Source organism: Collimonas arenae, from assembly GCF_001584165.1.
GTDB lineage: Bacteria > Pseudomonadota > Gammaproteobacteria > Burkholderiales > Burkholderiaceae_D > Collimonas > Collimonas arenae.
On the sequence record NZ_CP013233.1, the window covers coordinates 3,087,079 to 3,109,187 of the forward strand.

The 22,109-nt window shown below is 58.4% G+C and carries 17 protein-coding genes and 1 pseudogene; 11 read left to right on the forward strand and 7 right to left on the reverse strand.

What is annotated here, in order from left to right; all coding sequences use genetic code 11:
* Positions 1-173 precede the first annotated feature (173 nt).
* The gene (locus CAter10_RS14225; RefSeq protein ID WP_061533911.1) at positions 174-1,844 is read left to right on the forward strand and encodes a peptide chain release factor 3; all 1,671 of its coding nucleotides are present in this window, start codon (positions 174-176) and stop codon (positions 1,842-1,844) included.
* Between the two features lie 111 nt (positions 1,845-1,955).
* Here the strand turns inward: CAter10_RS14225 and CAter10_RS14230 are convergent, their stop codons facing one another.
* On the reverse strand, positions 1,956-3,284 hold the full coding sequence (locus CAter10_RS14230; protein ID WP_061533912.1) for a dicarboxylate/amino acid:cation symporter: 1,329 nt from the start codon (positions 3,282-3,284) through the stop codon (positions 1,956-1,958).
* A 600-nt stretch (positions 3,285-3,884) separates the two neighbouring features.
* Between CAter10_RS14230 and CAter10_RS14235 the strand changes: the two genes are divergently transcribed.
* The 4 genes from CAter10_RS14235 to CAter10_RS14250 all read left to right on the forward strand — a co-directional run bounded on the left by CAter10_RS14235 (position 3,885) and on the right by CAter10_RS14250 (position 8,842).
* Positions 3,885-4,625, forward strand: a complete 741-nt coding sequence (locus tag CAter10_RS14235) for an acetoacetate decarboxylase (protein WP_061533913.1) — start codon at positions 3,885-3,887, stop codon at positions 4,623-4,625.
* A gap of 17 nt (positions 4,626-4,642) precedes the next feature.
* On the forward strand, positions 4,643-5,425 hold the full coding sequence (locus tag CAter10_RS14240; RefSeq protein ID WP_061533914.1) for a 3-hydroxybutyrate dehydrogenase: 783 nt from the start codon (positions 4,643-4,645) through the stop codon (positions 5,423-5,425).
* Between the two features lie 134 nt (positions 5,426-5,559).
* The gene (locus CAter10_RS14245) at positions 5,560-6,510 is read left to right on the forward strand and encodes a hypothetical protein (RefSeq protein WP_128083085.1); all 951 of its coding nucleotides are present in this window, start codon (positions 5,560-5,562) and stop codon (positions 6,508-6,510) included.
* Positions 6,511-6,553: 43 nt separating this feature from the next.
* On the forward strand, positions 6,554-8,842 hold the full coding sequence (locus CAter10_RS14250; RefSeq protein WP_128083086.1) for a hypothetical protein: 2,289 nt from the start codon (positions 6,554-6,556) through the stop codon (positions 8,840-8,842).
* Positions 8,843-8,861: 19 nt separating this feature from the next.
* Here the strand turns inward: CAter10_RS14250 and CAter10_RS14255 are convergent, their stop codons facing one another.
* The 5 genes and pseudogenes from CAter10_RS14255 to hemC form a co-directional block, all read right to left on the reverse strand.
* Entirely contained in the window at positions 8,862-10,187 is a 1,326-nt protein-coding gene (locus CAter10_RS14255; RefSeq protein WP_061533917.1) for a hemolysin family protein, read from the reverse strand.
* Positions 10,188-10,390: 203 nt separating this feature from the next.
* A pseudogene (locus CAter10_RS14260) lies at positions 10,391-11,586 on the reverse strand (heme biosynthesis HemY N-terminal domain-containing protein).
* Positions 11,587-11,590: 4 nt separating this feature from the next.
* On the reverse strand, positions 11,591-12,781 hold the full coding sequence (locus CAter10_RS14265; RefSeq protein WP_061533918.1) for a uroporphyrinogen-III C-methyltransferase: 1,191 nt from the start codon (positions 12,779-12,781) through the stop codon (positions 11,591-11,593).
* Entirely contained in the window at positions 12,778-13,563 is a 786-nt protein-coding gene (locus CAter10_RS14270; RefSeq protein ID WP_061533919.1) for a uroporphyrinogen-III synthase, read from the reverse strand. Before CAter10_RS14270 ends, CAter10_RS14265 begins: the two co-directional genes overlap by 4 nt.
* Positions 13,564-13,620: 57 nt before the next feature.
* On the reverse strand, positions 13,621-14,565 hold the full coding sequence (gene hemC / locus CAter10_RS14275) for a hydroxymethylbilane synthase (protein ID WP_082797927.1): 945 nt from the start codon (positions 14,563-14,565) through the stop codon (positions 13,621-13,623).
* 263 nt (positions 14,566-14,828) lie between these two features.
* Between hemC and ppc the strand changes: the two genes are divergently transcribed.
* A complete protein-coding gene (gene ppc / locus CAter10_RS14280) occupies positions 14,829-17,687 on the forward strand; it encodes a phosphoenolpyruvate carboxylase (RefSeq protein WP_128083087.1) in 2,859 nt (952 codons plus the stop codon).
* Between the two features lie 97 nt (positions 17,688-17,784).
* On the opposite strand, the gene CAter10_RS14285 is transcribed toward ppc, so the two are convergent.
* Positions 17,785-18,264 carry a GNAT family N-acetyltransferase gene (locus CAter10_RS14285; protein WP_061535370.1) on the reverse strand — a complete coding sequence of 160 codons (480 nt, stop codon included), beginning with the start codon at positions 18,262-18,264 and terminating at the stop codon, positions 17,785-17,787.
* 245 nt (positions 18,265-18,509) lie between these two features.
* Between CAter10_RS14285 and CAter10_RS14290 the strand changes: the two genes are divergently transcribed.
* Genes CAter10_RS14290 through CAter10_RS14310 form a run of 5 tightly spaced genes read left to right on the forward strand, consistent with a single transcriptional unit; the run spans position 18,510 to position 22,105 of the window.
* Positions 18,510-19,250 (forward strand): GntR family transcriptional regulator, encoded by a 741-nt coding sequence (locus CAter10_RS14290; RefSeq protein WP_061533922.1) that lies wholly within the window; start codon positions 18,510-18,512, stop codon positions 19,248-19,250.
* Between the two features lies 1 nt (position 19,251).
* On the forward strand, positions 19,252-20,031 hold the full coding sequence (locus CAter10_RS14295; protein WP_061533923.1) for a transporter substrate-binding domain-containing protein: 780 nt from the start codon (positions 19,252-19,254) through the stop codon (positions 20,029-20,031).
* A gap of 31 nt (positions 20,032-20,062) precedes the next feature.
* On the forward strand, positions 20,063-20,743 hold the full coding sequence (locus CAter10_RS14300) for an amino acid ABC transporter permease (RefSeq protein WP_061533924.1): 681 nt from the start codon (positions 20,063-20,065) through the stop codon (positions 20,741-20,743).
* Positions 20,740-21,396: an amino acid ABC transporter permease gene (locus tag CAter10_RS14305; RefSeq protein WP_061533925.1), complete on the forward strand. Its 657-nt coding sequence runs from the start codon at positions 20,740-20,742 to the stop codon at positions 21,394-21,396. Before CAter10_RS14300 ends, CAter10_RS14305 begins: the two co-directional genes overlap by 4 nt.
* Positions 21,377-22,105 carry an amino acid ABC transporter ATP-binding protein gene (locus CAter10_RS14310; RefSeq protein WP_061533926.1) on the forward strand — a complete coding sequence of 243 codons (729 nt, stop codon included), beginning with the start codon at positions 21,377-21,379 and terminating at the stop codon, positions 22,103-22,105. The genes CAter10_RS14305 and CAter10_RS14310 overlap by 20 nt, the downstream gene beginning before the upstream one ends.
* The last annotated feature ends 4 nt before the right edge of the window (positions 22,106-22,109 follow it).

Sequence of the window (22,109 nt, forward strand, 5' to 3'; positions counted from 1 at the left end):
CGACAACCATGGTCGACAACGCCACATACGTTATAATCGCGGGTTATCGAAACTGCCCACATGCCAACAAGCCATCGCAACAACGGCCGCCGCAGGCAGGTTTCCCGTTTTCCTCGCATTCACGCATTCATTATTCTCAAGGCAGGCGACCGAGATCGCCTGAACCACGCATCATGCAAGAGCCTATTTCCGAGCAGCCGAACGCCATTGGCGAAGATGCCGACATCGTTGCCAACACCGTTTCCAGCGAGCAAATCGCCAGCGAAGTGGCGCGCCGCCGCACTTTCGGCATCATTTCCCACCCCGACGCCGGTAAAACCACGCTGACCGAAAAACTGCTGCTGTTCTCGGGCGCGATCCAGCTGGCCGGCACCGTCAAGGGCCGCAAGAGCGGCCGTCACGCGACCTCGGACTGGATGGACATCGAAAAGCAGCGCGGCATTTCGGTCGCCAGCTCGGTCATGCAGTTCGAATACCGCGACCACGTGGTCAACCTGCTCGACACACCGGGCCACCAGGACTTCTCGGAAGATACCTATCGCGTGCTGACGGCCGTTGACTCGGCGTTGATGGTGATCGACGCCGCCAAAGGTGTGGAAACGCAGACCATCAAGCTGCTCAACGTCTGCCGCATGCGCAATACGCCGATCATCACCCTGATGAACAAGATGGACCGCGAAACCCGCGATCCGCTGGAATTGCTCGATGAGCTGGAATCGGTACTGAAGATCCAGTGCGCGCCGGTGACCTGGCCGATCGGCATGGGCAAGACCTTCCGCGGCGTGTATCACCTGCTGCGCGATGAAATCCTGCTGTTTGCCGCCGGTAACGACAAAGCTGACCAGGACTTTGAAGTCATCAAGGGCATCGACAATCCGCGCCTGGACGAAATGTTCCCGCGTGAAATCGAACAACTGCGGATGGAAGTCGAACTGGTGCACGGCGCCTCGCATCCGTTCGACCAGGAGGCATTCCTGGCCGGCGTGCAAACCCCGGTGTTCTTCGGCTCCGCCATCAACAACTTCGGTATCCGCGAAATCCTCAATGCACTGATCGACTGGGCGCAGCCGCCCGGCGCACGCGACGCGACCGTGCGTACCGTGCAGCCGAAGGAAGCGGCCTTCACCGGCTTCGTGTTCAAGATCCAGGCCAATATGGACCCGGCGCACCGCGACCGCATTGCTTTCCTGCGCGTCTGCTCCGGCCACTTCCAGCGCGGCATGAAAATCAAGCATCTGCGCCTGAACCGCGAGATCAAGGTATCGAGCGTGGTGACCTTCATGGCATCGAGCCGCGAACAGGTCGAAGAGGCTTACGCCGGCGACATCATCGGCTTGCCGAATCACGGCAACATGCAGATCGGCGACAGTTTCTCGGAAGGCGAACTGCTGCAGTTCACCGGCATTCCCTACTTCGCGCCGGACTTCTTCCGCTCGGTGCGCATCCGCAATCCGCTCAAGATCAAGCAACTGCACAAAGGTCTGCAACAGCTGGGGGAAGAAGGTGCGATCCAGGTGTTCAAACCGGTCACCAGCAGCGACCTGGTGCTGGGCGGCGTCGGCGTGCTGCAGTTTGAAGTGGTGGCCAGCCGCTTGCTCAACGAGTATGGCGTCGATGCCGTGTTCGAAGGCACCAGCATCAGCAGCGCGCGCTGGATCACTTGCGACGACAAGAAGATCCTGGCCGATTTCGAGAAATCCTCCGCCGGCCACAACGTCGCCTATGATGCCGCTGGCAACATGGCCTATCTGGCGACCTCAGGCGTCAACCTGCGCCTGACGCAAGAGCGCTGGCCGCAGGTGGTGTTCCATGAGACACGGGAGCATGCTGCCAAGCTAAGCTAATAAGCTAAGCGGCGATTTCAGCAAGCCAGACATAAAAAAAGGGGATGCACTTTGCATCCCCTTTTTCATTTGCGCCCTACATCGCGTGGGCACGCATGCCCACCCGATAAATTAAGCGTGATCGCGCTGATCAGCCTGAGCAACTGCTGCGTCGTGCATTGCCAGCTCCTGCTCGGCATCAATCGCCTTGCCATCCAGTTGGTTGTGCAAGCGCTGCTCGTCCAGCTCACCGGTCCATTTCGCCACGATCAGAGTCGCCACGCCATTGCCGATGGTGTTGGTCAGCGCGCGGGCTTCCGACATGAAGCGGTCGATACCCAGGATCAGCGCCAATCCGGCTACCGGCACATGGCCGACTGCCGACAAGGTCGCCGCCAGCACGATAAAACCACTGCCGGTCACGCCTGCAGCGCCTTTGGAAGTCAGCAGCAGGACCGCCAGCAAGGTCAGCTGTTGCATCAGCGACATCGGCGTATCGGTGGCTTGGGCGATGAATATCGCGGCCATGGTCAGGTAGATCGAGGTGCCGTCCAGGTTGAAGGAATAACCGGTCGGAATCACCAGGCCGACCACAGACTTCTTGGCGCCGAGGTTTTCCAGCTTGCCCATCAGGCGCGGCAGCACCGATTCCGAGGACGAGGTGCCCAGCACGATCAGCAGCTCTTCCTTGATGTACTTGACGAACTTCCAGACGCTGAAGCCGTGTATCCGGGCGACCACACCCAACACGCCGAAAATGAACAACAGGCAGGTCAGGTAGAACGCACCCATCAATTGGCCCAGCGACAACAAGGAACTGATGCCGTATTTGCCGATGGTGAAAGCCATCGCGCCGAAGGCGCCGATCGGTGCGACCTTCATGATCAGGCCAACCATGCCGAACAGCACATGCGAGAACTTCTCGATGAAATCGAACACCAGCGTACCGCGGCCACCGAATTTATGCAGCGAGAAACCAAACAGGATCGCGATCAGCAGCACCTGCAGGATTTCGTTCTTGGCAAACGCATCGACAAAGCTGCCTGGAATGATGTGGAAGAAGAAATCGACCGTCGACTCCATTTTGCCTGGCCCCGTATAGGCAGCGATGCTCTTGGTGTCGAGCGTGGTCAGATCGATATGCATGCCGGTACCCGGATGCCAGACGTTGACCACGATCATGCCGAGGATAAGGGCCACGGTGCTCATGATTTCAAAGTACAGCAACGCCAGACCGCCGGTCTTGCCAACTTTCTTCATGTCTTCCATGCCGGCGATGCCGATCACGACGGTACAGAAAATGACCGGCGCGATGATCATCTTGATCAGTTTGATGAAGCCGTCGCCGAGCGGCTTCATTGCAGCCCCGGTTTCCGGATAGAGATGTCCAAGCACGACACCGATCACGATGGCGGTCAATACTTGCACATAGAGCGATTTGTACAGCGCTGGTTTTGCCATTTGTCCTCTCCGTTTTTACTACGTTCTTTTTAGAATATCGTCACGACTCGCTACCCTCACAAGCGCAGTAGAGCCCGCTCTGATCATAACAGGTTGCTTTTTTTATCTCTATCGATTCAGCTGCCGATTCCTCCCCGAATCCTGAAGATGAAAAGATATAAAAAAGAGCGCAACTTTAGCTGATAACGCTACCATGACTCAAGTAAATTACAACAAACAACAAAGAATTGCATTTTATGCAATCATTGTAAATACGGCTGCCTTGGATTATCGACAGCCGTATTAAAACTCAGCTACGGTGCACTGCCAGTATCGATCCTTTGATAAATCTGTCAGGAGATATTTTTATCGAACGGGATTTGAGATGGTCTTGTCACAATTGTTATGTATCGTTAAAGATGCCGGACATGTATCTTTATCTGCCGACGCATTCGTGCACCTGGCATTCGTTACTCGATAAAGTTAAAAATGGACGGCCGGTTCTCTAATGCATGTTGAAAAATATTAAACCTTTGATAGTCTCCGCGGTCCCAAACAAGCGATGCATGCAGCCTCAGTTGCCGCATTGCCACCAGCAAGTCTTTTCATGAAGGAAGATATATGACTGAAAACGATGTACGCCGCAATGCCTTTGCGATGCCGCTCCACAATCCGGCCTTTCCTCCCGGCCCTTATCGTTTCGTCGATCGTGAATTCCTGATCATCACCTATCGCACCGATCCGGAAGCACTCAAGAAAATTATCCCTGCCCCGTTGCAGTTTGTCGAACCCATCGTCAAATTCGAATTCATCAAGATGCCCGATTCCACCGGTTTCGGCCATTACTGCGAATCGGGACAAGTTATTCCTGTGACGCTGGACGGCGTGGCTGGCGGCTACGTACACAGCATGTACCTGAACGATCATCCACCGATCGCCGGCGGCCGAGAACTGTGGGGCTTCCCCAAGAAACTCGGCAATCCGGAACTACAGGTTCATACCGATACCCTGATGGGCACACTGGACTACAGCGACTTCCGTGTCGCCACCGGCACCATGGGCTACAAGCACAAGACGCTCGACAACGACACCATCAAGAAGTCACTGGAAACGCCGGCCTTCCTGCTGAAGATCATTCCGCACGTCGACGGCACTCCGCGCATCTGCGAACTGGTACAGTACAGCCTGACCGATATCACCGTCAAAGGCGCCTGGAGCGGCCCCGGTGCGCTCGACCTGCATCCACATGCGCTGGCGCCTATCGCCGACCTGCCGGTGCTGGAAGTCATTTCCGCAGTACATATTTTGTCTGACCTGACTTTGCCATTAGGCAAGGTCGCTTACGATTATCTTGCCAAGTAACCAAAAAAGGAAATGCCATGTCACTCAAAGATAAAGTTGCACTGATTACCGGTTCCGCCAGCGGCATCGGCAAAGAAATCGCCATTGAATACGCACGCGCCGGCGCCAAGGTCGTGATCGCCGACCTGCAGCTCGATGCCGCCACCGCTACCGCCAATGAAATCACCCAGTCCGGCGGTATTGCGATGGCCGTCGCGATGAACGTCACCGACGAAACCCAGGTAGACAAGGGCATCGCCGACACTGTCGCCGCCTATGGCAGCATCGACGTACTGATCAGTAATGCGGGGATCCAGATCATCGCCCCAATCGTCGACTCGACGCTGGACAACTGGAAGAAGATGCTGGCAATCCATCTGGACGGCGCCTACCTGACTACTCGCGCTGCAATGCGCGAGATGATCAAGAAGGGCAATGGCGGCTCCATCATTTACATGGGCTCGGTCCACTCGCACGAAGCGTCGCCACTGAAAGCGCCGTATGTGACCGCCAAACATGGCCTGATCGGCCTGGCCAAGGTGGTTGCAAAGGAAGGCGCAAAAAACAAGATTCGCGCCAACGTCATCTGCCCTGGTTTCGTGCGCACACCGCTGGTGGAGAAACAGATTCCGGAACAAGCCAAGGAACTGGGCATCACTGAGGATCAGGTCGTCAAGAACGTGATGCTGAAGGATACCGTGGACGGCGAATTCACCACTACCCACGACGTCGCGCAGACCGCGATCTTCCTCGGCGGCTTCGAATCCAACGCGCTGACCGGCCAGTCCATCGTGGTCAGCCACGGCTGGTTCATGCAATAAGCGACGCCACGCAATAGCGGGTAGCCGAGAACATCGGTACAAGGGCAGGAAGCCATTCCTGCCCTTTTTGTTACTTGGCGCATTGCTATTCGTTACCCGCGACACTCTTGTCTTATCCGATCCAGGACATCATCTTGAAGCAAACTCTCCCGATCACTAAGCCAGCGCGGCGCTTCGGCTTGAAACATTGGCTGGCGTGCGCGTTGCTGCTCGCCGGCAGCAACGATATCCTTGCCGGGAACGTCGATGTACCGACATCAATGACGACGACGGCGCCATTCGCCAGCCGCCAAGCGGCGCTGGCGGCGCTGCCGCCGCTGATGCTATGGGTATGGGAACGGCCCGACGATGTCCGCACCTGGCTCAACAGTAATGACATCACCGCAAAAGCAGCGGAATCGCCGGCCAAATCGATCCCTTCCTTGCAAGACCAACGCATCGGCATTGCCGTGCTCGACACCACCGTCATGCTGCGCGATGGCGTCGCCAATGTACGTCGGCGCCAGCAACCCCTACAGCTGCCGGCTGCCTGGTATTCGAAAACGGGTTTGCAGCACAAGGCGCCGGTGGTGCCTATCGTACATATCGACTTGGCACGCGGCAAACACAAACCAGCCTTGAATGAAAAGCAGAAAAAGACGATCGTCGGCGCGGTGCTTGCCGCCGCCGCACGCAGTCCGAGTCAGGTAGTACAGCTCGACTTCGAGGTCATGCATAGCCAGAAGCCGTTCCTTGCCGATGTCGTCAGAAGTACCCGCGCAGCACTGCCGGCAAATGTGGCGCTGTCGATCACCGCCCTGGCGTCCTGGTGCGTCGGCGATGCCTGGCTGAGCGACCTGCCGGCAGATGAAGTGGTGCCGATGGCGTTTCGCATGGCCGGCGATACGCCGCACATGCGCAACATACTCGAAGAAGACGGCCGGTTCCCGCGCCCGGAATGCCAACCAAGCCTGGGCCTGTCGCTCGACGAGCAACCATGGCCCGGCAAGCTGCGTAGCCAACGGCTGTACCTGTTCAACCGCGAGGCCTGGTCGGCCACGCCAATGGCTAGCTGGTCCGTGCGCCTGGGGTCGCTTCTGCCGTAAAATCTGCTGCTGTCGATTCTCTGTCCTTTGCCATTTGACGAATATGAAAATACTTCCGCCGACGCAGTCTCAATTAAGCCCACCATCGCTCCACCGCAGGCTAAGCGCATGCGTACTGCTGGCGCTGGCGCCGCTGTTGGCGCACGCCAGCGGCGGCGATGAAGACAGCTACAATCGTTTTGCGCCTGACAACTTTGTTTCGCAACCGGAATTGGGGCGCTATGCCGCTGGCACACTAGGCATCGTCGGCAACGGCTATTGGCGGGTCTACCTGTTCATGGCCTACCGTGCTTTACACAACCAGCCGATCGGCGCCGCCGCGCCGGAAGCGCTCGGCATCGCCGGCTGGGGCACCGCGCTGCTGCAAGACCGGATGTATAGTCACGACGGCGTCGATGCGTGGCTGCAGGCACGCCAGCCATATGCAGACGCCGCCATCACCACGCTCGATCCGTGGCGCGCCGTGGGGCCAAAGGACAGCTTTCAAAGCTACCTGAACTGCCCGAAAGATGCGTTCGACAATGCCACCCAGACACTGGAGGCCCGCAAGAAATCGGATGGCGCTCAATGGCTCAAGACATGGGTGAAGAATCAGGATGTCGTGTTCAGCCAATGCGCCGGCGGCAACGCCACGGTGCTGGCGCCGCTACCAGACGCCGCCCCGGCCTGGCTGAAGGCCGACTACGCTTATCAAAGCGCGGCCGCCCTGTTCTATAAGCAAGACTTCATCACGGCACGCAAGCTGTTCCAGGCAATCGCCGCCGACAGTAAATCGCCGTGGCAGCGCATCGCCCCCTATCTCGCCGCCAGATCGCTGATTCGCCAAGCCGAATTGAATGAAAGCGCCGGCTCGCCAGCCTACATCAGCAACTTGCAGACCGCGCGCAACGAGCTGCGTACCATCGCCGGCAAATATGCACCGGCACAAGGCATGCTGGCGCGCCTGGAGATCCGGCTGAATCCGGAGCAGCGCCTGCCGGAACTCGGCAAGAAGCTGGCGAACGCTTCGTTCAACCCGCCTAGCGGCCAGACAGCCCAGGACCTGTCTGACTACCTGAGCCTGCTCGACCGATTTGAGAATGCAGATAGCACCTTGTGGTCCAGGTTCGATCCGATGACGCTGTGGATCCTGACCATGCAGCAACGCAGTCCCGCCATGCCGGCAAGCGCCGGCAAGCCGAGCGCCGAAGACATCAAGCATGCTGCATCGGTGGCTGAAGCCTACACACAGGCGCAAAGCCGCTGGCAAAAGGAAAAGAGCCCAGAATGGCTAATCGCGGCGCTGAGCAGCGCACCGCTCGGCAAGGCAGCGCCGGATTTGATGAAAGCCGCCGACAGTTTGCCGGCCGACTCGCCGGCCTATCAAAGCGCACGCTATTACACGAGCCGCCATCTGCAGGCGCAGAAACAGGATGCCGCGGTCTGGCGTAGTTCAGCGCCGGAAATAAAGGGCAATGACAAGACACTGGCGAGCAGCGTCAATCTGTGGCGCGCATTGGCCTTGCCGGTAGCGCCGAAGCGCAGCGACTTCATCGCAGCCCTGTGGCGCCATCCAGTTGACCAATCGGAAAGTTACGTCAAAAGCTATGCCATCGAGGCGCGCAAGAACGCCGCCGCAAAACCGAACGATGCCGCCGCAGCGGCGGAAGCCGATGCCGCTCAACGGCGCTGGTTGGAAGTCAGCAGCGACGGCCTCGACGATGACGGCTTCGCCGCACTCAACAACGCTTTGCCGCTCAGCGAATGGATGATGCTGGCGCAGGACGCCAACACGCCGAAAGTCTGGAAAACCCGCTTGGCGGAAAGTATCTGGATGCGCGGGCTGGTGCTGGGCGATTACGCTAGCGTCGATCAGGTCAGCGCTACCATCGCCCAGGACAAGAAAACCACCGCCAACCTGTGGCAACGCTACCAGCAAGCGCGCACGCCCGCCGACAAGGAAAATGCGGCGCTGATAATCTGGGCCAATAGCCCGGAATTGCAGCCGGAAGTGGCGAACTGGCAGAACTTCGGTGACTGGTGCGCACGTCCCGCCACCACCCCTACGAGCCTGTCATACCTGAACAGCGACGAGCAACAGCGGGCGCGCAGGGAATCCCAGCAAATCGCCAAGGCCGGCGGCGGCGTCAATTACTTCGGCGACAAACTGTTGAGCTACGCCAAAAAGAATCCGGCCGACGCTGACGTACCGAAGGCGCTGTACTTCCTGATCCAGCGCACCCGCGGCGCCTGCAGCAGCAACGCCAGCCGGGTCTCGAAAGCGGCATACCAGTTACTTAAGAGCCAGCACCCCAACGAACCGTGGGCGCAAAAGGCCAAATACTGGTACTAGCAATAATGCGGAAATAGTCCTATTCGGCGTCAGCCACACGCTGCGCCGGATAGACTTTCACCAACACGATCCGCGGTCCGTTCATTTTCTTGACGACGATATCGAAGCCGTCGAACGCTATCTTCTGGCCTTCGTGCGGCAGATCGCCCAACTTGGCCATGATCAGCCCGCCGACCGAATCGACATCCTCATCACCATCAATCACGACGTCGATACCGAGGATGCGTTCAAGGCTAAAGATCGGCAGGCTACCCTTGCCGAGCAAGGTGCCGTCATCCAGGCGGCTCCATTCGTTGTCGTTGCGACGGAATTCGTCGCGAATCTCACCCACCATCGCTCCCAGCAGGTTATCGAGCGTGATGAAGCCTTCCGGCTTCGTGCCCTTCTTGCCAATGATCGCGAAGTGCGGCGCGCCGGTACGGAAGCGACGGAACAGCTCCAACGCGGCCATGCGCGGTGAAACGTATTCTACCGGCCGCAAATAGGCGTTCAGGCTTTCAATCGACTTGCCTTCCTGCTGCGCGATGAACAAATCTTTCAAATGGATGATACCCAGTACGTTGACGCCGCTCTGGTCGAAATAGGGATAACGGCTGAAACGATGGCGATAGATGGTTTCCAGGTTTTCCGCCAGGCTGCGCGACTGGTGCAGCGCCGTGATCTCATTGATCGGACGCATCAGGTCGGAAACTTCGAGCTCGCTGAAGTCGAGCGACTGCGCCAGAACGTTCCATTCGTCGCGATTGAACTTCTGGCCGGCGCGGCTGCTGCCGCGCAAGATCAGCTTCAATTCGTCCGCCGAATAATGCGCGTCATGGCCGTGCGCGCCAGCCAGGCCAAGCAGGCGCAACAACCAGTTGGCGCTCGCATTGAGGGCCCAGATGGCCGGATACATGGCCCAGTAGAAGCCATACAACGGCACCGCACACCACAAACCGATCACTTCGGGATTACGGATGGCGACAGTCTTTGGCGCCAGCTCGCCTACCACGATGTGCAAAAATGAAATCAGGAAAAAGGCAAAGAAGAATGAGATGCCGTGGATCAGTTCAGGGGTGCCGATACCGAGCAGATCGAACACGGGATGCAACAGGTTGGCAAACGCCGGTTCGCCGATCCAGCCGAGTCCCAGCGAAGCAAGCGTGATACCGAGTTGACATGCGGACAGATAGGCGTCCAACTGGCGATGCACTGTGGCTAGAATCCGGCCGCGCAGGCCTTGAGTCTTGGCGATGGCACGGATGCGGGTCTGGCGTAATTTGACTAAACCGAATTCGGCAGCAACAAAAAAACCATTGAGTGCTACCAAAAATAATGCTGCGATAACCAATAACAGGTTGTTCAACGAATCTCTTCCATGATAAAGACGGACGATAAGTATAGGGTAGGATTGGCATTTTTTACAAAGCCGCCGCAAATTGAGGCAGTTACGCTCTCCATCTGCGATGTCATTGGCATAAAAACGGGGCCGGGATTGACGCGCAAACACCGCGTCAATCCCGGCCCCGTTTTATTCCCTGTCGCAGGCAACGAGAGGAATTTGCTGCCCTACAACATCGTCGCCAACGCACACTGCCGATAATGTTCAGCAGCCAGTTCCGGTTGCTCGATGGCTTCGTGCAATTGCGCCAGCTTCAGATGTGCTTCGCGCACCGTGCCTGGCGATTCGGCATCCGACAGGGCCTGCTCCAGATGACGCTGCGCCTTGCCCATAATTTCTGCTTGAAGCAGAATGTTCCCAAGGTCAAAGCCAGTTCAGCATTATTCGGCGCCTTAGCCATCCAATGTTCGCAATGCTCGATTTGCGCCAGCAGCTCAGGCGAGGCTTCTGCCGCTGCCGCGTCGCGGTAGACCGGCAACAGACGCACATCCCATTCCGCCGCCAGGGATTTCTCGACAATGGCTCGGGCTTCGTCGTGCAAACCACGTTTGTTGAACGCGCTGGCACCACGCATCGCGATGAACGGCTTGATCCGGTCTTCATTCGGCACGGTAGCCCACAGACGGGCGATCGACTCGGCATCGTGCGAATCGTCCGACAGCAAACCATCGTAGGCCAGTTCGCGCAAACGCGTCGACAGCGCAGGATGCAAGGCATCATGCTTGTTCAGCGTGCGCACCAGGCGCAACACTTCCGGCCAGTTCTTGGCTTGCTGATTGGCTTTCAGCGCCAGCCGCAACGCATGGATATGGCGCGTGCCGCTGGCATTCAACTCATTGACGGCTTCCAGCGCCGCCTGCGATTTATGCTCATCAACCAACAGATCCAGCGTAGTGATCAGTCGCGCGGTTTTCAACGGTTCATTATCTTCGATGCTGGCCAGCCAGATATCACGCCGCTCAGGTTGCCCCATGCGGTGTGCGGCGCGAGCGCCGATCAATGCCGCCACGCCAAGGTTATCAGGCAATTCCGCAGCGCGCGTAGCGGCCTTTTCAGCCTGGCCGAAACGCCCTTCGAACAGCGATTTCAGGGAGTCGCGCAGCGCATTGTTGGACGTTGTTTCGCGCTTGTGGCGGCGATAGCCGATCACGCGCGCAGGCAATTTCTGCGTCACACGAATCGCCCGGATCACCACATACAGGAGTATGAACAGGATCAGCAGCAATACGACAAAGAAATTCAGCGACAGGTCAATCCGGTATGGCGGGAAAAACAGCACCACGTTACCGGGGTTATAACGCGCCACCACAGCCAGACCGATGGCGACCGCGAACAGGGCAACAAGCCGGAGAAAGAATCGCATATGACTATGGCTTGCCTTTATAAGTACGGATCGCCACGGGGCTATCCAGCGCCGGCATGGTGATCGAGAGATTGCTGTTCTGCACCTGTTTCAGCATTGTTTGCACAGTCTGGGTCTGCTTGGCACGGGTATCGAAATATTTGGTGATGGTTTCCTGTGCGGCGATCAGGTCGCTACGGAAAGCCGATTCGTTACGCGACAGCAGGCCAAGGCGCGCGTTGAGCAAACGCAGTTTCAGGTTTTCCCGGGCGTAATAGGCCTGGGTTGGCGACAGCAGCAAAGCATCCGGATTGTCGACGCTGCGCACACGAATCAGTTGGCTGATCTCGGTCCACATCTCGGTGCTCCAGCTTTGCCAGGTATTTTTCAGGCTGATCTTCCAGTCGCTTGCGGTTGTATCGGCTGCGGCCGACGCTGACGCACCGCTTGTTGCCGCAGACTTGCCAGGCTTGGATTTGACAAGCGCCTGGTTGTTCGGCTGGCTGACGCCGACGATCGGCTTTTCATCCGACAATAGCGGCATGCTGTCGACCTGGCTGATCACGCTATCCAGGCGTACTGCAATCCCGGTGACATCCAGTGTCGGCAAAGCCTTCAACTTCTCGATGTCATGCGCAATCGCGCGGCGGACGATAATGAATTGCGGCTTGTCGGAACGCGACAGGCTCTTGTCGGCATTCTGCAATGCAATCAGCGCGCCTTGGACGTTGCCGGCCAACTGCAATTGCTGACTGGCAGTCGACAAGACATTCTCGACTTCCGAGAGCGCCTGCTCGTCGCTGTTCTGCGACAAATCCTTGTACAGCTGTTCCAGCGCCAGTTGCTGACTCTGCGCCTCGACCTGCTTGTTCTCCAACACGCTAACCTTGCCTTGCAGTTCCTTGGTATTGTCCTGCACCGACTTCACCAGCACCTTGGTTTCGGTATTGGTGCTGTCGCCGACCTGCAGACGGTGTGCGATTTCCTGGCGCAGGCGGGTATTCTCAGTGTGCATCGACCACCATTGCGCGGCCAGCAACAAGGCCAGCAGCAACAGGATCAGATAGACCAGGCCAAGCTGTCGCCCCGGACTCTTGGCCTCATTGACCTTAAATGGCGGCAGCACAGGTTGCGGCGCCGCAGACGCCGAAGCCGTCGCACTGACGGCAGGACCAGCTTGCTGGCTCGATTCTGGAATAGGTTGCGTTTCGTTCATAGCGGGAATTGTAACGCGTCGAGTAGTCGTTCGTCGCCTGAGCCGGTGAGTGTGACGTCGGTAAATCCAAGCGCATATGCTGTTTCGGCAATACGGGCATGTGGGACAACGAGTTTCTGCTGTTGGATTTTTGCAACATCGCCACCGTTTTCGACTTGCCGGACCAAGTCAATCAGATGCCTGAGCGCTTCCGAACTGGTCACGATCCAGTCGTTGCGGCTGTCCAGCAGCAACTGCAGCTGTGCTTTCAGCGCAGTATCGAGCCGCGGCGCCCGACGTCGGTAGGCGGCGATCGGCATCACCTCGATATCGGCGGCACGCAAAGCATCGGCCAGCAGTTCGCGGCCGCTTTCGCCGCGTACCAGCAATACCCGGCGGCCACGCAGGGCAGCCAGGTCAAGCGCTTGCAGTAAACCCTCGGAATCTGACCTGGTCGGATCGGGCGGATTGAAGATCGTGACGTTCTGAGCTGTCAGCCCATGCCGGGCCAGCGCAGCCCGACTGCCTTCGCCGACAATGCCGATCGGCAGTTGCGACGGCCATTGGGAGATATGGCGAAACGCGGCGTCGACCGCGTTGGGACTGACAAAAACTGCCAACGCGTAGTCGTCGAGCCGGGCCAGCGCGGCTTGCAGCGCCGTATCGTCATCCAGCGGCAAGATTTCCAGTAGCGGAAAAATGACCGGCTGGCGGCCGCGGGCCGCAATTTGCCGAGCCAATGCGGCAGCTTGCGCCGCAGGCCGGGTAATGACGATGGGAGGCAGAGATGGATCAGGCTGCATGGCCGCCTTGTAGAACTAGTAATGGTATGGGACTCGCAACATCTTTGCGCGAGGACACTAACTATCCTCTTTACACAGCGTCAGGATCGCCGCGGCGCCCTGAGTTTCCAGCGCTTCCGCAATCTTCCGGCCCAGCGCATCCGGCGCATCCGCCGCACCACTGGCATCAGCAGTTACAACTTGTTTGCCATCCGGCGTGCCGATCATCGCGCGCAAACGCATCTGATCGCCAGCGATCGTCGCAAACGCCGCCAGCGGAATCTGGCAGCTACCACCGAAGGCGCGCGACAAGGTGCGCTCGGCGGTAACTGCCTGCGCGGTCGGCAGATGGTTCAACGGCGCCAGTATTTGCTGCAGGTCAGTACGGTCAGCGCGAATCTCGATAGCCATCGCACCTTGCCCTGGCGCCGGCAAACTCTGTTCGGGTTCGATCAACGCCTTGATGCGATCGGCCAGACCGAGCCGTTTCAAGCCGGCCGCGGCCAGGATGATGGCGGCATATTCGCCGCGATCGAGCTTGGCCAGACGGGTGTCGAGATTGCCGCGCAACGGCTTGATTTGCAACTGTGGAAAACGCGCCGCAATCAGCGCCTGGCGGCGCAGGCTGCTGGTGCCGACCACGGCGCCGGCGGGCAGCGCATCCAACGACGCATAGTCATTCGAGACGAAAGCATCGCGCGGGTCTTCGCGTTCCAGCACGGCGGTCAGCGCAAACCCCGACGGCAACTCCATCGGCATGTCCTTGAGCGAGTGCACCGCCAGGTCGGCACGGCCTTCTGCCATCGCCACTTCCAATTCCTTGACGAACAAACCCTTGCCGCCGACCTTCGATAAGGTACGATCAAGAATTTGATCGCCGCGGGTGGTCATGCCGAGGATTTCTATATTACAGTCTGGATATAATGCAACTAACCGGGCGCGCACGTGTTCCGCTTGCCACATGGCCAGCCGACTTTCACGCGACGCAATGACTAACTTTGACGGGGAGGATATTTTCGACACAGGTTCTTTCAGATATTAGCCATGCCCCTGACGCAGCAGATGTCGCCGGAACGGAGTTATCCGAACGCCAACAAGCCATACCAGAACGCACAGCGAAACGCATCATTTTCGCGGCGGATTTTACCATGCGCTCCCTGCAGCCTCAGTTGTACATCCTATATCGAAATAGTTATATCGCAAGCGTTTAATCTCTTGCTAACTCTTGGTAACTCTGTTTCACGCCCTCTTCCCTCACCCCAGAAAAGCTGATTGCACTCGTTAAAATGGCAAAACAATTGAATTCTGCTGTCCAGGTTAAAAAATCCCCTCCCAACAAAGATGCGCCGCTGAAAGAAGATATTCGTCTTCTGGGCCGTTTGCTGGGCGACGTGTTGCGCGAACAAGAGGGCGATGCGGTATTTGAAGTGGTAGAAACCATTCGCCAGACAGCGGTTCGCTTCCGCCGCGAGTCGGACCCCCAAGCCGGCGCAGATCTCGATAAGCTGCTCAAGAAACTGACCCGCGATCAGACCAATTCGGTGGTGCGTGCGTTTTCCTATTTTTCGCATTTGGCCAATATCGCCGAAGACCAGCACCATAACCGCCGCCGCCGCGCCCATTTACTGGCAGGTTCGGCACCGCAAGCCGGCAGCGTTGCCCATGCACTGAGCAAGCTGGACGATGCCGGCGTCTCCGGCGCAACAGTGCGCAACTTCCTCAAGGATGCGCTGATTTCACCAGTGTTGACTGCCCATCCGACCGAAGTGCAACGCAAGAGCATCCTCGACGCGGAACGCGAAATCGCTCGCCTGCTGGCCGAGCGCGACCGCCCGCTGACCGCCAAGGAGCTGCGCGACAACACCGAGCTGCTGCGCGGCCGTATCGCCACCTTGTGGCAAACCCGCATGCTGCGCTATACCAAGCTGACCGTCGCCGACGAAATCGAAAACGCGCTGTCCTATTACCGCATCACTTTCCTGCGCGAACTACCGGCGCTGTATGACGACATCGAAGGCGAAATCGCCACCCAATTTCCAACGCGCGCCCGTCAAGGTAGCGCCAATGCCGAACTGGCACCGTTCGTGCAGATGGGAAGCTGGATCGGCGGCGACCGCGACGGTAATCCCAACGTCAACGCCAGCACCATGCAACGCGCATTGACTCGGCAATCGACCACCATCTTTGATTTCTACCTGGAAGAAGTACATGCATTGGGCGCCGAATTATCGGTGTCGACCTTGATGGTCAGCGTCAACCAGGAGCTGCTGGCATTGGCAGAAAGTTCGCCGGATACGTCGGATCACCGCTCCGACGAGCCGTACCGACGAGCATTGATCGGGATCTACGCCCGCCTGGCTTCGACCGCACGTGAACTTGGCGCGACCAACATCCTGCGCCAGGAAGTCGGCGCCGCTGCACATTACGCAACACCGCAGGAATTCACGCAGGAATTGCAAATCGTCGAAGATTCGCTGCGCGCCCACCATGGCAGCGCATTGATCAAACCGCGCCTGGCGACACTCAAGCGCGCGTCCGAAATTTTCGGCTTCCACCTGGCATCGCTCGACATGCGCCAGAGTTCCGACGTGCACGAGCGCGTTCTGACCGAACTGTTTGCGCAGGCACAGGTAGAGGGTGCATATGACAAGCTTAGCGAAGAACAGAAGATCGAGCTGCTGCTTGCCGAACTGGCCAAGCCACGCCTGCTGTACTCGCCATATATCGACTACTCCGACGAGACCGTTTCAGAGCTGTCGATCCTGCGCGCTGCGGGTGAAATGCGCCAACGGTACGGCGCCCGCTCGATCCGCAACTACATCATCTCGCACACCGAAACCGTCTCTGACCTGCTGGAAGTCTTGTTGCTGCAACAGGAAACCGGTCTGCTACGTCCGGAAGCCAAGGGCGGCAAAGACACGGGCGCCCTAGAAGTGATGGTGATCCCGCTGTTTGAAACCATTCCCGACTTGCGCCGCGCCGCCGCCATCATGGAGCAGTTCATGGCGCTGCCGCCGGTGGCGCGCCTGATCGCCAAGCAAGGCAAGTTGCAGGAAGTGATGCTCGGCTATTCGGACTCCAACAAGGATGGCGGCTTCCTGACCTCCAACTGGGAACTGTATAAAGCTGAAATCCAGCTGGTGCGCGTGTTCGACCGCGCCGGCGTCAAACTGCGCCTGTTCCATGGCCGCGGCGGCACCGTCGGTCGCGGCGGCGGCCCGAGCTACCAGGCGATCCTGGCGCAGCCGCCAGGCACTGTCAACGGCCAGATCCGCCTGACTGAGCAAGGCGAGATCATCGCCTCGAAATTCTCCAATCCGGAGATTGGCCGCCGCAACCTGGAGCTGCTGGTGGCGGCAACACTGGAAGCGAGCCTGATGCCGAACGACGCCGACGCCAAGCAAAGCAAAAAGTTGGGGGAATTCGAGGAGTTGATGGATGGCCTGTCGGAACGCGCCTACCAGTCGTACCGCAACCTGGTCTATGAAACCCCAGGCTTCACCGATTACTTCTTCGCCGCAACGCCGATTGCCGAAATCGCCGAATTGAACATCGGCTCGCGCCCTGCTTCACGCAAGGCAACCCGCCGCATCGAAGACTTGCGCGCAATTCCGTGGGGCTTTTCATGGGGTCAATGCCGCTTGCTGCTGCCAGGCTGGTACGGTTTCGGCAGCGCCATAGAAAGCTGGCTGCAGGAAGGCAAGGACAGCAAGCTGAAAGCGCAAAAACTGGCGACCCTGCGCGCGATGTACAAGGAATGGCCGTTCTTCGCCACCCTGCTGTCGAACATGGACATGGTGCTCTCGAAGACCGACCTGGCAGTGGCTTCGCGCTACGCCGGACTGGTCACCGACCGCAAGTTGCGCAACAGCATCTTCAAGCGCATCGTCGATGAACATGAACGCACCAGCAACGTCCTGTCGGCCATCACCGGCGCCAAGGATCGTCTGTCAGGCAACCCGCTGCTGGCGCGTTCGATCAAGAACCGCTTCGCTTACCTCGATCCGCTGAATCACTTGCAGGTTGAACTGATCAAGCGCCATCGCAGCGTGACCGCGGCAGGACGAACCACAGAGGAAAGGGTCAAGCGCGGCATTCACCTGAGCATCAACGGCATCGCTGCGGGCTTGCGCAATACCGGGTAAGCTTCGCGTCCCCTTCTGCGATCAACCTCGCCGTGCAATGAAAAAGACCGGACGGATCAACGATCTGTCCGGTCTTTTTTAATCCGCTTATGAAACCTTACAGCTTCTTCTGCAGCAGCACCGCCTGCCCCATCGCCGGATTCAGCTCGTAGCCGACAAACCCGGTCGACTGATACAAGGCACGCGCCGGCTGATTGCCGCTCAGGACTTCCAGCGTGATTTTGCAACATCCAAGGCCGAGCGCGACTTGTTCGACCTGTCGGATCAACAAGCGTGAAATGCCGCGGCCACGAAATTTCCCTGCCACCGTCAGATCGTGGATATTCAACAGCGGCTGGCAGGCGAACGTCGAGAAACCTTCGATGCAGATCGCCAGGCCGGCAGGCTCATCGTCGACAAAGGCCAGCACCACATGAATATCGCTGCGCCTGGCTAGTGTAGCCACCAAATTTTCCTTCGCGAACGCCGACAGCGGCTGTCCGCCGCCCATCGGGTCCATCGCGTAACCATTCAACAGCGAGACAATCGCTTCGGCGTGCTGCGGATGAGATAAATCGGCATTGCATATCTGAGTCATGTCTTCGATCTTCATCATGTTCATGTGTATCGGCGGATGAAACGATCCGGCCGCTGGCAATTCTATCCCACGCGCCTGTCCAAGCCTGTTGCCGATATGCCAAAAAAGTGCATCACCGCCCCTTTTTAGTGACAATTATCGGCACCGCCAAACCAATTTGGTGAACTGGTACATCAAACTTGTATATCAGATTGGTCCACCAGTCCCAACAGACATGCTGGCATACGACTTGCTGATACACCTGCATGACAGCCCAGACCAAATCATCGACCCAGATTGCCGAACGCATCACAGAAGCGATGCTGGCGCGCAAATTAGCACCTGGCACGCGGCTGGGAGAACAGCAATTGGCGGAACTGTTTGGCGTCAGCCGTACCCAGATCCGCGAAGCCTTGACCCGGCTGGTGACGCGCGGCATCGTCACGGTCAGCGCACGGCGTGGCTGGTACGTGATCGAGCCGACCCCGGAAGATGCGCGCGATGCGTTCGAAGCGCGCCGGGTGCTGGAACTGGGCTTGCTGCGCCACGCGCGGCCGATCAGCGACGACGCCATCCGCAAATTGCGCCAGCATGTGGAGCGTGAGCAAGCGTCGCTTGAGGATGAAGATGTGGCGACCCGCAGTTTTTTACTGGGCGACTTCCATGTCTGCCTGTGCGAATCGTTCGGCAATGCCTTGCTGGCCGATACCCTGCGCGACCTCACTACGCGCACCACGCTGACCGCGATGCAATACCAATCTTCGCATCACGCCAAGCAGTCCTGCGCCGAACATGTCGGTATCGTCGCCGCGCTGGAAAGCGGCGACCTGGCGCAAGCCGAACAACTGATGCATGAGCATCTGTGCAATGTCGAAGCCGGCCTCAACCGTTCCGTCCGCAGCGATCCCCTGTCGCTGCTGCAAAAAGCGCTGGCGCCACTGAACGACAGCGCCACCCAGATTCATCAACCGTTATTTCCAACATCACCCCAGCTGAAGGAGTCTTAACATGAAATTCCCGAAAATCCTGTTCGCCATGTTCGCCGCAGCAACCCTGTTCAGCACGACTGCGCGCGCCGACGCACTGGATGATATCGTCAAGAGCGGCGTGCTGAAAGTGGCAGTGCCGCAAGACTTCCCGCCGTTCGGCTCAGTCACCGCCGATCTCAAGCCGCAAGGCCTGGATATCGATGTGGCGACGCTGATCGCCAAGAAAATGGGCGTCAAGATCGAACTGGTGCCAGTCACCAGCGCCAACCGCGTGCCTTACCTGCAAACCAAGAAGGTAGACCTGATCATTTCCAGTCTCGGCAAGAATCCGGAACGTGAAAAAGTCATCGCGTTCAGCGACGCCTACGCACCGTTCTATAACGGCGTGTTCGGCGGCGCCGATCAACAGGTTCACAGCGCAGCCGACCTGGCCGGCAAGACCGTGGGCGTGACCCGCGGTGCCGTGGAAGATCTGGAGCTGACGAAGATCGCGCCGGCCAGCGCCACCATCAAGCGCTACGAAGACAACAACGGCACCATCAGCGCCTTCCTGTCCGGCCAGGTGCAACTGGTTGCAACCGGCAATGTGGTTGCTGCCGCGATCATCGCCAAGAATCCGCCGAAAAAACCTGAAACGAAATTCCTGATCAAGAATTCGCCATGCTCGATCGGCCTCAATCAGGATGAGCCAAAACTGCTCGCCAAGGTCAACGCCATTCTGGCGCAAACCAAGAAGGATGGCGAACTCAACGCGATCAGCGTGAAATGGCTGGGAATGCCGCTGCCTGCCAACCTGTAATCCGTCCCCCATTCCGGACAGAAAGCAGCACATGAGCTACCACTTCGATTTCCTGGCGCCGTTCGACTACCCTGCCGTGCTGATCAAGGGCGTGCTGGTCACGATCGAACTGATCGCGATCGGCGGCGTGCTCGGCATCGCTGTCGGCATTTTCGCCGCCTGGGCCAAGACCCAGGGGCCGCGCTGGCTGCGGCCCTTGATCAACGCCTATGTTGAATTGATCCGCAACACGCCGTTCCTGATCCAGCTGTTCTTCATTTTCTTCGGTTTGCCCGGCATCGGCCTGCAGATCACCGAAATGGAAGCGGCAATATTGGCGATGGTGATCAATCTTGGCGCCTACAGCTGCGAAATCATCCGCGCCGGCATTGCCGCCGTCGCCCGCGGCCAGATCGAAGCCGGTCTGAGCCTGGCCATGACGCGGCTGCAGATCTTCCGCCACGTGATCCTGCCGCCGGCCTTGCAGAAAATCTGGCCGGCACTATCGAGCCAGGTGGTGATCGTGATGGTGGGTTCGGCGGTCTGCTCGCAGATTGCAGTGGAAGAACTGGCGTATGCCGCCAATTTCATCCAGGGCCGCAATTTCCGCTCGTTTGAATCGTACCTGTTGTCTACCGCAATCTATCTGGTACTGGCGATCGGCCTGCGCCAATTGTTGCGCATGCTCGGCAACTGGCTGTTTGGTCGTCCTGTCGCCAAGGAGGCTGCATGATTTCATTCTCGCTTTGGGATATCGTCCGCAACCTGTTGCTGGCGCTGCGCTGGACTGTGCTGCTGTCGCTGGCCTCGTTTGCCTTGGGTGGCCTATTGGGATTGATCGTACTATTCCTGAGAACGTCAAAGCACGCGTGGTTGCGCACCATTACCAAGATGTACATCGAACTGTTCCAGGGCACGCCGCTGCTGATGCAATTGTTCCTGGCCTTTTTCGGGCTGGCGCTGTTCGGTTTGGAAGTACCGGCCTGGCTTGCCGCCGGATTGGCGCTGACTTGCTGGAGCAGCGCATACCTGGCTGAAATCTGGCGTGGCTGCGTCGAAGCGATCCCGCGCGGTCAGTGGGAAGCGTCGTCCTGCCTGGCGATGAGCTACATGCAACAGATGCGCCACGTGATCCTGCCGCAGGCGCTGCGAATCGCCATTCCGCCGACGGTTGGCTTCAGCGTGCAGATCGTCAAGGGCACCGCAGTCACCTCCATCATCGGCTTCGTCGAACTATCGAAAGCCGGCACCATGATCACCAACGCCACATTCCAGCCGTTCACCGTGTACGCGCTGGTCGCCCTCATGTATTTTGCGCTGTGCTGGCCGTTGTCCAAATACAGCCAGTCTCTGGAAAGGAAATTCAATGCCTCTCATCGCCATTGATAACGTCAAGAAAAGCTTCGGCGACAACCAGGTGCTGAAAGGTATCCGGCTCGACGTCGAACCCGGCGAAGTGATTGCCATCATCGGCAAGAGCGGTTCCGGCAAGAGCACCCTGCTGCGCTGTATCAACGGCCTGGAAAGCATCGACGAAGGCAACATCAGCGTCGCCGGTTCGCACCTGGGCAAGACCGAACTGGAATTGCGCGCATTGCGGCTCAAGGTCGGCATGATCTTCCAGCAGTTCAACCTGTTCCCGCACTTGACGGTTGGACGCAACGTGATGCTGTCGCCAATGATCGTCAAGGGCACCAGCGAGAGCGAAGCACGCAAGTCGGCGCAGGAAAACCTGGCGCGCGTCGGCCTGGCGGAGAAATTCGACGCCTACCCTGATCAACTATCCGGCGGCCAGCAGCAACGGGTAGCGATAGCCCGTGCATTGACGATGCAGCCGCAGGCGCTGTTATGCGATGAAATCACCTCGGCGCTCGATCCGGAACTGGTGAATGAAGTGCTGACGGTGGTGCGCGGCCTGGCGGAAGAAGGCATGACGCTGCTGATGGTGACGCACGAGATGCGCTTTGCGCGTGAAGTGTGCGATCGTGTAGTGTTCATGCATCAGGGAAAAGTGCATGAAATCGGACCGCCGGAAGACATTTTTGCCAATCCAAAAACACTGGAACTGCAACAGTTTCTCGGCGCCTCGCACTGACGCA